Source organism: Citrobacter sp. Cpo090 (genome assembly GCF_030332665.1).
GTDB lineage: Bacteria > Pseudomonadota > Gammaproteobacteria > Enterobacterales > Enterobacteriaceae > Citrobacter > Citrobacter portucalensis.
On sequence record NZ_JAOWHK010000038.1, the window covers coordinates 160,652 to 174,286 of the forward strand.

9 protein-coding genes are annotated in these 13,635 nt (G+C 52.8%); 1 reads left to right on the forward strand and 8 read right to left on the reverse strand.

Annotated elements, in window-relative coordinates:
* Positions 1 to 32: 32 nt before the first annotated feature.
* Positions 33 to 2,318, reverse strand: a complete 2,286-nt coding sequence (nrdA, locus tag OGY83_RS23225) for a class 1a ribonucleoside-diphosphate reductase subunit alpha (protein WP_048215880.1) — start codon at positions 2,316 to 2,318, stop codon at positions 33 to 35.
* 419 nt (positions 2,319 to 2,737) lie between these two features.
* Positions 2,738 to 3,466, reverse strand: a complete 729-nt coding sequence (gene ubiG, locus OGY83_RS23230; protein ID WP_008785314.1) for a bifunctional 2-polyprenyl-6-hydroxyphenol methylase/3-demethylubiquinol 3-O-methyltransferase UbiG — start codon at positions 3,464 to 3,466, stop codon at positions 2,738 to 2,740.
* A 158-nt stretch (positions 3,467 to 3,624) separates the two neighbouring features.
* Here ubiG and gyrA point away from each other — a divergent pair, with 158 nt between their 5' ends.
* Entirely contained in the window at positions 3,625 to 6,264 is a 2,640-nt protein-coding gene (gyrA, locus tag OGY83_RS23235) for a DNA topoisomerase (ATP-hydrolyzing) subunit A (protein ID WP_003834662.1), read from the forward strand.
* Positions 6,265 to 6,307: 43 nt separating this feature from the next.
* Here the strand turns inward: gyrA and OGY83_RS23240 are convergent, their stop codons facing one another.
* The 6 genes from OGY83_RS23240 to atoS form a co-directional block, all read right to left on the reverse strand.
* Complete coding sequence (locus OGY83_RS23240; protein ID WP_286636999.1) at positions 6,308 to 7,492, reverse strand: acetyl-CoA C-acetyltransferase; 1,185 nt, start codon at positions 7,490 to 7,492, stop codon at positions 6,308 to 6,310.
* 30 nt (positions 7,493 to 7,522) lie between these two features.
* The gene (locus OGY83_RS23245; protein WP_191235037.1) at positions 7,523 to 8,845 is read right to left on the reverse strand and encodes a TIGR00366 family protein; all 1,323 of its coding nucleotides are present in this window, start codon (positions 8,843 to 8,845) and stop codon (positions 7,523 to 7,525) included.
* The gene (locus OGY83_RS23250) at positions 8,842 to 9,492 is read right to left on the reverse strand and encodes a 3-oxoacid CoA-transferase subunit B (RefSeq protein WP_286637000.1); all 651 of its coding nucleotides are present in this window, start codon (positions 9,490 to 9,492) and stop codon (positions 8,842 to 8,844) included. The genes OGY83_RS23245 and OGY83_RS23250 overlap by 4 nt, the downstream gene beginning before the upstream one ends.
* A gap of 2 nt (positions 9,493 to 9,494) precedes the next feature.
* A complete protein-coding gene (gene atoD, locus OGY83_RS23255; protein ID WP_123267594.1) occupies positions 9,495 to 10,154 on the reverse strand; it encodes an acetate CoA-transferase subunit alpha in 660 nt (219 codons plus the stop codon).
* Positions 10,155 to 10,353: 199 nt separating this feature from the next.
* Positions 10,354 to 11,739, reverse strand: a complete 1,386-nt coding sequence (gene atoC, locus OGY83_RS23260; protein WP_286637001.1) for an acetoacetate metabolism transcriptional regulator AtoC — start codon at positions 11,737 to 11,739, stop codon at positions 10,354 to 10,356.
* Positions 11,736 to 13,574, reverse strand: a complete 1,839-nt coding sequence (gene atoS / locus OGY83_RS23265; RefSeq protein WP_194210571.1) for a two-component system sensor histidine kinase AtoS — start codon at positions 13,572 to 13,574, stop codon at positions 11,736 to 11,738. The genes atoC and atoS overlap by 4 nt, the downstream gene beginning before the upstream one ends.
* Positions 13,575 to 13,635 lie beyond the last annotated feature (61 nt).

Consider the following 13,635-nt stretch of genomic DNA (forward strand, 5'->3'; position numbering starts at 1 on the left):
GCCGGGTAAGCGCTATGCCACCCGGCAAAAGATTAAATCTTACATGCGCCGCTTTCGCAGCCATCGTCCTGAATGGACGGTACCAGATCGTCCTGAGAGTCTTCCGCACCGTCACGGGTGTTCTGATAATACAGCGTTTTGACACCAAATTTGTAGGCGGTGAGCAGGTCTTTCAGCAACTGCTGCATCGGTACTTTTCCGGACGGGAAGCGCGACGGATCGTAGTTGGTGTTGGCGGAAATCGACTGATCGATAAATTTCTGCATGATACCTACCAGCTGCAGATAGCCATCGTTGTTCGGCATTTCCCACAGCAGTTCGTATGCGTCGTGCAGGTGTTCGTAGTCCGGCACGACCTGACGCAGAATCCCATCTTTCGATGCTTTGATGCTCACGTAACCGCGTGGCGGTTCAATGCCGTTGGTGGCGTTGGAGATCTGCGAAGAGGTCTCGGACGGCATCAGGGCTGACAGCGTGGAGTTACGCAGACCGTGAGTTTTAATTGATTCGCGCAGGCTTTCCCAGTCGTAATGCAGGGACTCGCTGACGATAGCATCCAGGTCTTTTTTATAGGTATCAATCGGCAGAATGCCTTTCGCATAGGTGGTTTCGTTAAACCATGGGCATGCGCCTTGCTCTTTTGCCAGCTCGTTAGAAGCCTTCAGCAGGTAATATTGAATCGCTTCAAAGGTTTTGTGAGTCAGGTTATTGGCGCTGCCGTCAGAGTAGCGTTTACCGTTTTTCGCCAGCCAGTAAGCGTAGTTGATCACGCCAATGCCCAGCGTACGACGACCCATCGCACCGCGTTTGGCGGCCGGAATCGGATAATCCTGGTAATCGAGCAGCGCATCCAGCGCACGTACCGCCAGCACAGCCAGCTCTTCCAGTTCGTCCAGACTTTCGATAGCGCCCAGGTTAAATGCGGACAGCGTACACAGCGCAATTTCGCCGTTTTCATCGTTAACGTCGGTCAGCGGTTTGGTCGGCAGGGCGATTTCCAGACACAGGTTGGACTGGCGTACCGGCGCGACAACCGGATCAAACGGGCTATGGGTGTTGCAGTGGTCAACGTTCTGAATGTAGATACGACCAGTAGAGGCACGTTCCTGCATCATCAGTGAGAACAGCTCAACCGCTTTCACGCGCTGTTTGCGGATGCTGTCGTCGTTTTCATATTGAGTGTACAGACGTTCGAACTCATCTTGATCGGCGAAGAACGCGTCATACAGACCTGGAACGTCAGACGGGCTAAACAGGGTGATGTCGCCGCCTTTCAGCAGACGGGTGTACATCAGCTTGTTGATCTGTACGCCGTAGTCCATGTGACGTACGCGGTTGCCTTCTACGCCACGGTTGTTTTTCAGGACCAGCAGGCTTTCAACTTCCAGGTGCCACATTGGGTAGAACAGCGTGGCTGCACCACCGCGTACGCCACCCTGAGAGCAGGATTTCACCGCCGTCTGGAAATGCTTGTAGAACGGAATACAGCCGGTGTGGAACGCTTCACCGCCGCGAATCGGGCTACCCAGCGCACGGATGCGACCAGCGTTAATACCGATACCGGCACGCTGAGAAACGTATTTCACAATTGCGCTGGAGGTTGCGTTGATGGAGTCCAGGCTGTCGCCGCACTCGATCAGTACGCAGGAGCTGAACTGACGCGTAGGGGTACGCACGCCGGACATAATCGGCGTCGGCAGCGAGATTTTGAACGTAGAAACGGCATCGTAGAAACGTTTTACATATTGCAGACGTGTTTCACGCGGATAGTTAGAGAACAGGCAAGCCGCTACCAGAATGTAGAGGAACTGTGCGCTTTCATAGATCTCACCGGTAACACGGTTTTGCACCAGATATTTACCCTCTAGCTGCTTCACCGCAGCGTAGGAGAAGGTCATATCACGGTCGTGTACGATGAACGAGTCCATCTGCTTGAACTCTTCTTCCGTGTAGTCTTCCAGCAGATGATTGTCGTATTTGCCCATTTCAACCATTTTCACGACATGGTCGAACAGTTTTGGCGGTTCAAACTCACCGTAGGCTTTTTTGCGCAGGTGGAAAATCGCCAGACGGGCGGCCAGGTACTGATAATCCGGCGCTTCGCGGGAGATCAGGTCGGCGGCTGCTTTGATGATTGTTTCATGGATGTCGGAGGTCTTGATTCCGTCATAAAACTGAATGTGGGAGCGCAGCTCGACCTGAGAAATCGATACGTTATTCAGTCCTTCTGCCGCCCAATCCAGAACTCGGTGGATTTTGTCGAGATTGATGCGCTCTGTACTACCATCACGCTTTGTCACCAGCAGACTCTGATTCATGTGGTTTTTTACCTGTCCGTGAAAGAAAAAATATCCCCCATATTATCCACAGAGTCATGTTGTGACTAAGTCTGTGGATAAATACTATATGTAGGGGTTGTTTGATAAAATAGACGCTATATGGTGAGTATTCTAGTAGGGATTCTTTTCAGCACAAGAGTTGATTTTGAGGTTAAATTGAGGTTGCAAAAGGGTGATAATCGCTAAGTGCGCGTCTTATAAGGCCTGGCGGGGATGTCAATAATTGAGAAAAAAAATAGAAAATTTGATCGAGTGCTGATTTCTTCATCTAAGGCAAGGAAAGTTCTTATGATCTGGCACAGGATTTGTAGGCCTGATAAGCGAAACGTCATCAGGCATTGTTCCAGTTAGCATGCCGGATGGCGGCGTTGCACGCTTTATCCGGCCTGCAGGAGCGGTTAATCAACCTTAGCGGTGGTATGTACCATATAGTTCACATCAACGCCCGGACCAAGTTTGAAGGTGTTGGTGATGGGGTTGTAATGCAGACCGGTCATATGACGCTCTTTCAGTACGGTCTGGTCAACCCACTCTAATAATTCAGCAGGCTTAATAAATTTTTTCACATCGTGCGTGCCTTTCGGCACCATGCGCAGAATATATTCCGCTCCGACCACAGCCATCAGCCAGGATTTGCCGTTGCGGTTAAGCGTGGAGAAAAATACTTCGCCACCCGGTTTGACCAGCCTGGCGCAAGCTCTGACCACTGACTGTGGGTCCGGCACGTGCTCCAGCATTTCCATGCAGGTGACAACGTCATACTGATGTGCATGCTTTTCCGCATGTTCTTCGACGGTTTCTTGTACGTACTCTACCTGGATGCCGCTTTCCAGCGCATGCAGTTTTGCTACCTGCAGCGGTTCAAAACCCATGTCCAGTCCGGTGACGGTGGCACCTTCGCGCGCCATACTCTCCGCCAGAATACCGCCGCCGCATCCGACGTCGAGTACCTTTTTACCAAACAGGCCGCCTGAGCGCTCAGTAATATAGCCCAGACGCAGTGGGTTAATGCGGTGCAGCGGCTTAAATTCACCCTCAAGATCCCACCAGCGTGACGCGACTGCTTCAAACTTGGCAATTTCTTCATGGTCAACGTTGTGAGCTACCGGAGGTTTTTCGGCATTCATTGGGGCTTCTACTCCTAAATTTGCGATGCAAATGAGTATATCAGCCTGACGGGATGAATAAAGCCTCTGTCAGGGGGAATCCATTTACCTGAATCTGCACGAATGTGTTATAATTTGCGACCTTTGAATCCGGGATACAGTAGAGGGATAGCGGTTAGATGAGCGACCTTGCGAGAGAAATTACACCGGTCAACATTGAGGAAGAGCTGAAGAGCTCCTATCTGGATTATGCGATGTCGGTCATTGTTGGCCGTGCGCTTCCGGACGTCCGAGATGGCCTGAAACCGGTTCACCGTCGCGTACTTTACGCCATGAACGTATTGGGCAACGACTGGAATAAAGCCTATAAAAAATCTGCCCGTGTCGTTGGTGACGTAATCGGTAAATACCACCCTCATGGTGATACCGCCGTTTACGACACCATTGTTCGTATGGCGCAGCCATTCTCCTTGCGTTACATGCTGGTAGATGGTCAGGGTAACTTTGGTTCTGTCGATGGCGACTCCGCAGCGGCGATGCGTTATACGGAAATCCGTATGTCGAAAATCGCCCATGAGCTGATGGCTGACCTGGAAAAAGAAACGGTTGATTTCGTCGATAACTATGACGGCACCGAACAAATTCCTGACGTCATGCCGACCAAAATTCCTAACCTGCTGGTGAACGGTTCTTCCGGTATCGCGGTAGGTATGGCGACCAACATTCCGCCGCACAACCTGACCGAAGTGATCAACGGCTGTCTGGCATATATTGACGATGAAGACATCAGCATTGAAGGGCTGATGGAACATATTCCGGGTCCGGACTTCCCGACCGCCGCGATCATCAACGGTCGTCGTGGTATCGAAGAAGCCTACCGTACCGGTCGTGGCAAGGTGTACATTCGCGCACGCGCGGAAGTCGAAGCGGATGCCAAAACGGGTCGTGAAACCATCATCGTTCACGAAATTCCGTATCAAGTAAACAAAGCGCGCCTGATTGAGAAAATCGCCGAGCTGGTAAAAGACAAACGCGTTGAAGGCATCAGCGCGCTGCGTGACGAGTCTGATAAAGACGGTATGCGCATCGTGATTGAAGTGAAACGCGATGCGGTCGGGGAAGTGGTTCTGAACAACCTCTATTCCCAGACTCAACTGCAGGTTTCCTTCGGTATTAACATGGTTGCATTGCACCATGGTCAGCCGAAGATCATGAACCTGAAAGATATTATTGCCGCGTTCGTACGTCACCGCCGTGAAGTCGTAACCCGTCGTACTATCTTTGAACTGCGTAAAGCCCGCGACCGTGCGCACATCCTTGAAGCGCTGGCGATTGCGCTGGCGAACATCGATCCGATCATCGAACTGATCCGCCGTGCGCCGACCCCGGCAGAAGCGAAAGCCGCGCTGGTTGCGCGTTCGTGGGAACTGGGCAACGTTTCCGCCATGCTGGAACGTGCCGGTGATGACGCCGCGCGCCCTGAATGGCTGGAGCCGGAATTTGGCGTGCGTGACGGTCAGTACTACCTGACTGAACAGCAAGCTCAGGCTATTCTGGATCTGCGTTTGCAGAAACTGACCGGCCTTGAGCACGAAAAACTGCTCGACGAATACAAAGAGCTGCTGGAGCAGATTGCTGAACTGCTGCACATTCTGGGCAGCGCCGATCGTCTGATGGAAGTTATCCGTGAAGAGATGGAGCTGATTCGTGAACAATTCGGTGACGCTCGTCGTACCGAAATCACCGCGAACAGCGCTGACATCAACATCGAAGATCTGATTAGCCAGGAAGATGTTGTCGTAACCTTGTCTCATCAGGGCTACGTGAAATATCAGCCGTTAACCGATTACGAAGCGCAGCGTCGTGGCGGTAAAGGTAAATCAGCAGCACGCATTAAAGAAGAAGACTTTATTGATCGCCTGCTGGTGGCCAACACCCATGACACGATCCTCTGCTTCTCCAGCCGTGGTCGTTTGTACTGGATGAAGGTCTACCAGTTGCCGGAAGCAAGCCGTGGCGCGCGTGGACGTCCAATCGTCAATCTGCTGCCGCTGGAAGCTAACGAACGTATCACCGCGATTCTGCCAGTACGTGAGTACGAAGAGGGTGTGAACGTCTTCATGGCAACCGCCAGCGGTACCGTGAAGAAAACGGCGCTGACCGAGTTCAGCCGTCCGCGTTCTGCCGGTATTATTGCGGTTAACCTGAACGAAGGCGACGAACTGATTGGTGTAGATCTGACGTCCGGCAGTGACGAAGTCATGTTGTTCTCTGCGGCAGGTAAAGTGGTGCGCTTTAAAGAAGATGCTGTCCGTGCAATGGGTCGTACCGCGACCGGTGTACGCGGTATCAAGCTGGCGGAAAAAGATAGCGTGGTATCGCTGATCGTTCCGCGCGGTGAAGGCGCTATCCTGACCGTTACTCAGAACGGTTACGGTAAACGTACGGCGGCGGAAGAGTATCCGACCAAGTCTCGTGCGACCCAGGGCGTTATCTCCATCAAGGTTACCGAGCGCAACGGTTCCGTTGTTGGCGCTGTGCAGGTTGAAGATACCGACCAGATCATGATGATCACCGACGCAGGTACGCTGGTACGTACACGCGTGTCGGAAATCAGCGTGGTAGGGCGTAATACCCAGGGCGTTATCCTCATCCGTACTGCGGAAGACGAAAACGTCGTGGGTCTGCAACGCGTTGCTGAACCGGTTGATGATGAAGAGCTCGACTCCATCGACGGAAGCGCAGCTGAAGGTGACGAGGATATCGCCCCTGAAGCGGAAAGCGATGATGATGCAGCAGCGGACGACGCTGACGAGTAATAAAGACGCTATAAAAAGGGCCGGAGAAATCCGGCCCTTTTTTTTAGTTCATTCGTTCCACGATCATCGCGATTCCCTGACCCCCGCCGATACACAGCGTAGCCAGTCCTAACGTTTTATCCCGCGCCTGTAGCGCATGCAGCAGTGTAACCAGGATTCGCGCGCCGCTGGCACCAATAGGATGTCCCAGCGCAATTGCCCCGCCGTTGACGTTAACTTTTTGCGGATCAAACCCCAGCGTTTTGCCGACGGCAAGAAACTGTGCGGCAAATGCCTCGTTGGCTTCGATAAGATCAATGTCGGATAACTGCAGCCCGCTCAGTTGTAGCGCTTTTTGGGTGGCAGGAACCGGCCCCATCCCCATCATTGCTGGTGCTACGCCGCCGCTGGCCCAGGCTTTGATTCGCGCCAATGGTTTTAGCCCTGCAGCCAGTGCCGCAGACTCTTCCATTATCACTAATGCAGCAGCACCGTCGTTAATCCCCGAAGCGTTACCCGCGGTGACTGTTCCTGCTTTATCAAAAGCCGGACGTAATGCGGCGAGACCTTCTGCCGTCGAGTCAGCTTTGGGAAATTCGTCGCGCTCAAAGATGACGGTTTTTTTACGTGAAGACACGCTGACGGGCACGATTTCAGCCTGAAATGCGCCAGATTCAATTGCAGCAACGGCTTTATGCTGTGACTGCAGAGCCAGCTCATCCTGCATTTCGCGGCTGATGCCATACTCTTTGGCGACATTTTCTGCGGTGATCCCCATATGGTAACCATGCTCGGCGCAGATCAGGCCATCGCGCAAAATAACGTCCGACAATTGCCCATCGCCGAGGCGATATCCCCAGCGGGCTTTTGCGTCTAACAAGTAGGGAGCCAGGCTCATGTTCTCCATCCCTCCCGCGACGATTGCCTGAGCTTGCCCGGCTTTGATCGCGAGGGCTGCAAGCGCCACGCTTTTCAGGCCCGAGCCGCACACTTTGTTGACGGTAAAGCCGCAAACGGTGTCGGACAAGCCGCTTTTTAACAATGCCTGACGCGCCGGGTTTTGCCCGAGTCCAGACTGCAACACGTTGCCCATAATCACTTCGTCCACGCGCTGTGGGTCAAGGCGCGCACGCTCAAGGGCGGCTTTAATGACGGTTGCTCCAAGCTCGACGGCTCCCGTTGTTGCCAGTGCGCCGTTAAAACTGCCGATTGCGGTACGTGCCGCGCTGACGATGACACAGTTTTTCATTTTTCAGATCCTTTAAATAAGTTATTGCCGTCAGAACAGGGTCAATCCAATAACAAAAATGACGCCGGAGAAGAGCAGGGCGGTGATGCAGTACCCCATAATGTCGCGTACCCCCAACCCGGCGATAGCCAGCGCAGGTAGCGCCCAGAACGGTTGAGCCATGTTCATCCATTGCTCACCGTAGGCGATGGCCATGACTGATTTGCCAAGGTCGGCACCCAGCGCCTGAGCCGCAGGCATAACGAACGGTCCCTGAATAACCCAATGACCGCCACCGGATGGCACGGCAAAGTTAATCAATGCTGAACTGAAGAAGGTCATCAGCGGGAAGGTATCTTTGTTGGCAACGTTGATGAAAAATTCGGTAATGAGTCCACCGAGACCGGAGTGTTCCATCATCAACTGGATACCGGCGTAGAAGGGGAATTGCACCAGAATCCCGGCGGTACTCCGTGCGGCAGCGCTGACGGCGCGCATATAGGCCATTGGTGTTTTGTGCAGCAGCAGACCGGCGATCATAAACATCAGGTTGACGGTATTGATGGTGATGTTGAAACCTTTCTCTGCAAAGTAGATGCCCAGATAGGCAATGCCTAATGCACCGATGATCAGCGCCAGAATGCGGCTTTCTTCCAGCTTTTCAGATGGCGGTGCGTCTGCCGGCAGCGTCTTCTGAAAATCGACTTCTTCCAGTAACAGCTTCGGATCGATACTCACCACATCTGAAGGTTTTGGCGTCATCATGCGCGTGATGAACGGCATCACCACAATCAACGCCACGGTAATGAAGATATTGAAACCGGTGAAGAGGGTATCCGCGACAGGGATTAATCCTGCTACGTGCTCGACCGGGTTGCCAGGCGTTGCTGCCAGTAAAGGCATTGAGCCAGAGAAACCGCCGCCCCAGGTCAAAAAACCGATGTAGGCGCAGGCAATCAGTAACGGATAATCGGAACCGGGTACCCGACGAGCGACTTCGCGGGCGAACATTGCCCCGACCACCAGACCAAATCCCCAGTTAATTACGCAGGCAACCGAACCAAAAAAAGTAACCAGCATTACGCCCTGAGCGGGGGTTTTGGCAGCGGATGCCGCCGTACGAAGTAGGCTTTTTACCGGCCCGGAACTGGCTAACGCATGGCCGGTCACGATGATCAGCGCCATCTGCATACCAAATGCCAGCAGGTTCCAGAAACCGTCACCCCAGAATTTCACCATGCTGATGGGTGTTTGTGGCGTTAGCCACAGCGCGATGCCAAAGGTCAGCAACGTTAACAACATGGCGAAAATCAGCGGGTCGGGCAGCCAGCGGCTGACTACCCGTGTCATAAAGCGCGCGATGCGACCAATCATGCGTCACCTCGCAGGATGAGCAGATCGTCGGCAATATCAAACTTTGCCTCGGTTTTTTCACGCAGCGTGGCGATGTCGCATCCTTCGACGATTTCAGTCAGCCACATCTTGCCGTCAATAAAGCGGAATACGGCAAGTTCAGTGACCAGCATGTGCACCGCATGCTGTGCGGTAAGCGGCATGGTGCATTGACGCAGGATTTTCGCTGAACCATCTTTCGCGCAATGCTCCATGGCGATAATGACTTTACGCGCACCGGTGACCAGATCCATTGCGCCACCCATGCCGGGCACCATCTTGCCGGGAACCACCCAGTTGGCGAGGTTTGCCTGCTCATCGACCTGCAACCCACCCAGTACGCAGGCATCAACGTGGCCGCCGCGAATCAACGCAAACGACATGGCGCTATCAAACATTGCCGCGCCCGGTAAAATACCGCATGGTTGTCCGCCCGCGTTTACCAGATCTGGATGCGCGGTGGTGACAGGGCCCAGTCCCAGAAAACCGTTCTCAGATTGCAGTGTAATGTGAATATCTGCAGGCAAATAGTTGGCTACCATGGTTGGCAGGCCGATACCTAAGTTGACAATATCGCCATCGCGAAGCTCTTGCGCCACCCGGCGTGCAATACGTTGTTTAGCATCCATGATTAGCTCTCCTGAGGAATGACGATATGGTCGATAACGGCGCCGGGGGTAACAATCTGGTCTGGCTGTAGCTCACCTGTTTCAACCATTTCATCCGGTTCAACCAGCGTGATGTCAGCGGCGAGGGCGATAAGAGGGTTAAAGTTACGGGCGCTAAGCTGATAGGTGAGGTTGCCAAGCATGTCAGAACGGTGGGCGCGAATAAGCGCTAGATCGGCGCGTAATGGGCGCTCAAGCAACCAGGTTTTACCCTCTAGCGTCATGGTCTGCTTACCATCTTCCACGATGGTGCCAACGCCTGTTGGCGTCAGAAAGCCGCCAAGACCTGCGCCGCCGCAGCGAATTTGCTCAATCAGGGTTCCTTGCGGCACCAGTTGCACGTCCATCTCGCCGGCAATCATGCGACGACCGGTTTCTGGATTGGTACCAATGTGCGAGGCAATTACTTTGCTTACTCGCCCATTGACGATCAGGGGTCCGATACCGGTATCGACAAATGCAGTATCGTTAGCAATTAGCGTCAGATCTCTGACACCGGATTCCAGCAAGGCTTCAACCAGACGAGGCGGTGTGCCAACCCCCATAAAACCACCGACCATGATGGTCATGCCGTCACGAAAGAAGCCCGCAGCGTCTTGTAAGGTAATCAGTTTTGTTTTCATTATGTTTCCCTTTTTGCATACTCCATTTTGGGTACGCTTAGGGAATTGCAAGTAGGGTGCCAGGATGATTTAAAAGACGGGATAATGTTTAGTTTATTGAATTTATTGGTTTATTTTTGCGAGGCTGGTGGGCGATGATAGAGGGGAGTTATGCAGAATTTTGCGCAGTGTGCAAAATTCTGCATAGCAAATTTGCGTATCAGGAACCCGATGGGTCGATGCCGTACTCCTGTAATTTATACATCAGAGCGCGACGGCTGATTCCTAGCATCAGTGCGGTGCGGGTGCGATTGCCGTCCTGATTGTCGAGGACTTCGAGGATAATTCGTTTTTCCTCACGTTTAATCTCTTCTTTCAGATTGCGTTCCCCGGAGTAAGTCGATTTTGTCTCTGTCGTTGCGCTAACCGGGTTGCGAAATGAGTTGGGGAGATCGTCGGCAAAGATCACCGCACCGGTATTCATCACGACCGCACGTTCGATGACGTTTGACAGTTCGCGAATATTACCCGGCCAGGGCCAGGCGGTGAGAATTGACATCGCCGTCGGGTCGATTTCAATAATATCTCGCTGATTTTCAGAGCTGAATTTTTGTAGAAAGTGGTTTGCTAATAAGGCAATGTCTTCCCGACGCTCGCGTAAGGGAGGCAACGTCAGATGTATAACGTTGAGCCGGTAAAACAGGTCTTCGCGAAACGTACCTTCTTTCACCATCGTTTGCAGGCAGCGGTTGGTGGCGGCGACGATGCGAATATCAACGCGAATGGTCTGGTGCCCGCCGATGCGTTCAAACTCTCTCTCCTGCAAAATACGCAGCAGTTTGGCCTGTAGCCCCAGTGGCATCTCACCAATTTCATCAAGCAATAGCGTTCCCTGATGAGCGCGTTCGAACAATCCCTGGCGTAACGCCTGCGCCCCGGTAAAAGCACCTTTTTCGTGACCAAACAGTTCGCTTTCCAGCAGCGACTCCGGCAGGGCCGCACAGTTAATTTTGATAAATGGACCGTTGGCGCGTTTGCTGTTGTAGTGAATGGCGCGGGCGATCAGTTCTTTTCCCGTGCCGCTTTCACCGCTTATCAGGACGTTTGCCTGTGAGAGGGCGATTTTCGCCGTGTCTTTGCAGATATCCATCATACGCGGGCTGTTGGTCAGAATATGTCCCCACTGCCAGCTGGTGCTCAACGCTTTATGCAGATTGCGGATCTCCTGTTTCATCTCCTGCAGTTGCAATGCGCGTTGAATCACCATGCTGAGTTCGTCGAGATCAAAGGGCTTAATCACGTAGTCGAATGCGCCGCTGCGCAGAGCTTCTACCGCGGTTTCCACTTCGGCGTAAGCGGTCATCAGAATGACGGGGATCCGTGGCTGCTGCGTGCGCATAATTTTCAGCGCGTCGATGCCATCCATCTCCGGCATGCGAATATCCATCAGCACCACGTCCGGCTGTGTTTCACTAAACAGGCTCAGCGCGGCTTTCCCGTCGCTGGCGCAATGCGTTTCATGCCCTTGTAGGGAAAATGCGGTAGCAAGCATACGGCGAACATTTTCTTCATCATCAACGATGAGAATACGATAGGTCGTTTTCATTCTGACGGATTTCCCTGCGGGTTAAGAGGTAAAATCAGGGTGAATATCGCCCCGCAGCCAGGCTGGCTGGTTACGTGGATGTCCCCCTGATGTGCATTGATGATGCGCTGGCTCAGCGCCAGTCCAAGACCAGTGCCTGATGCTTTTGTCGTAAAAAAGGGATCGAATATTTTCTTCTGTATAGCGAGATCGATACCGTTGCCATTATCTTCAATCATCACGGCCTGCTGCGAGGCCGAGTATTGCCAGGTGCGGATGCGAATTTCGCCTCGCGCAGTAATTGCCTGTACCGCATTGATTAAAATATTGAGGATAACCTGCTTGAGGAGTTCACGATCGGCGACGATGGGTGGCAGGTCGGGATCAAATTCTGTTGTAAAGGCGATCCGTGCCTGAAGGCCAGCGGTTTGCACCAGGATTAGTGTCTCTTCAATTAGCGCATTGAGTCGAATCTGTTGCCACTGGCTTTGTCGCGGGCGCGAGAAATCTAACAGTTGTTGAATAACTTTATTGATGGAATCAATTTCGTTAAGCACAACAGATAAATACTCCTGATGTTCTGGCAGAGAGGTTTGCTGGCGGATGATCTGGACGTAGCCACGGATTGCGGTCAGCGGGTTTCTCACTTCATGCGCGACGCCGGCCATCAGTTCACCCAAAGTGGCGAGCCTTTCGGTTTGGGCCAGCCGACGCTGAGTCTCTTTACGGGCGGTTAAATCGGAGAAAATAACCAGCGCGCCAATCAGCTCGCCGTGTGCGTTATGGATCCGACTGGTGGTAACACTTATCTCAATGGTGCGTTCACGTCCCGGAAAGCTAATCTCCTGGGCCACATGTTCAGTACCGTGCTCCAGGGTGTCCAGTACCGGGCTATAAAACTGCGTGTTGGCAAAGAGCGTTGCATAAGACTGTCCGACCAGCTCATGTAGCGTGTAGCCAGTTATCTGCTCTGCCGCAGGGTTCATGGTGGTAACGTCGCCTTGTCTGTCGATGGCGATCACGCCATCTGCGGCATTTTCAATAATCAAATCGTTAAGGGTTTTGGTTTCCCGTAGAGTTTGCGCCAGCGCATTGACGCTACGGCTGATTTGTCCCAGCTCGCCGGGAAGTTCAGGCAGTCGGGCGGGCGTTTTTTGTGCCAACGTTGAAAGGCCATCGGTGATTATGTCGATATTCGCACTGAGTCGGCGTGAGAAATGCACGATGAGCAACAGACTACAAATGAGCCCTGCAACCAGTACGGCAATAATCCTGACGTCCATTCTCCAGGCCTGCTGACGAATATCTTCCGTCAGCTCATTGGCCCAGATATAGCCAATAACCTCTCCCTGGCGCTCTATTGGGATCATGGAGTTGAGTATGTCGCCGCGGACCTGTCGCCCGGAATAGACCACCGGTGCGTTGCTACTCATCACTTCGCGGCCCGGATGATCCTCCGTGATGGTGATTCCGACGTTGCTTTGATACAGCGCAGAGGGCGCGTAGGTGATAATGGCATCCAACGCTTTATGGTAATACCCGGCTCCAATGCCGGGAAACGCTTGGGTAATGCGTTCGGTAATGGGGCCCAACTCATGATTAAGCGCCCGAATGCGCTCTTCGCGCGGCAGGTTTTCGTAGTCGTTAAAGCTGTTTCCCAGTGCATCGTTTAGCAGGGTGAGGACCGATGACAGTTTTTTCTCTTTTTCAGATAAGACTGCTGAACGGCCTTCAGTTTCTACGATATAACCTATAGATATCGTCGGAATGACAACCATCAGAATGGCCATCATGATCATTTGGTTGCGTAATCGTCGTGGATATAACCGACGAGCCAGCCATCTCAGGTCGCGCATTCTGACATCCATGCAGTATTTTTCAGGCAAACGACGATTATCACGGGTTAAGACAATGGTT

Coding starts and splice junctions, on each gene's coding strand:
- OGY83_RS23240 (WP_286636999.1), bottom strand. CDS start 7,492: ATGAAAAACTGTGTCATCGTCAGCGCGGCACGTACCGCAATCGGCAGT.
- nrdA (WP_048215880.1), bottom strand. CDS start 2,318: ATGAATCAGAGTCTGCTGGTGACAAAGCGTGATGGTAGTACAGAGCGC.
- atoD (WP_123267594.1), bottom strand. CDS start 10,154: ATGAAAACAAAACTGATTACCTTACAAGACGCTGCGGGCTTCTTTCGT.
- ubiG (WP_008785314.1), bottom strand. CDS start 3,466: ATGAATGCCGAAAAACCTCCGGTAGCTCACAACGTTGACCATGAAGAA.
- OGY83_RS23245 (WP_191235037.1), bottom strand. CDS start 8,845: ATGATTGGTCGCATCGCGCGCTTTATGACACGGGTAGTCAGCCGCTGG.
- atoS (WP_194210571.1), bottom strand. CDS start 13,574: ATGCGCGACCTGAGATGGCTGGCTCGTCGGTTATATCCACGACGATTA.
- atoC (WP_286637001.1), bottom strand. CDS start 11,739: ATGAAAACGACCTATCGTATTCTCATCGTTGATGATGAAGAAAATGTT.
- gyrA (WP_003834662.1), top strand. CDS start 3,625: ATGAGCGACCTTGCGAGAGAAATTACACCGGTCAACATTGAGGAAGAG.
- OGY83_RS23250 (WP_286637000.1), bottom strand. CDS start 9,492: ATGGATGCTAAACAACGTATTGCACGCCGGGTGGCGCAAGAGCTTCGC.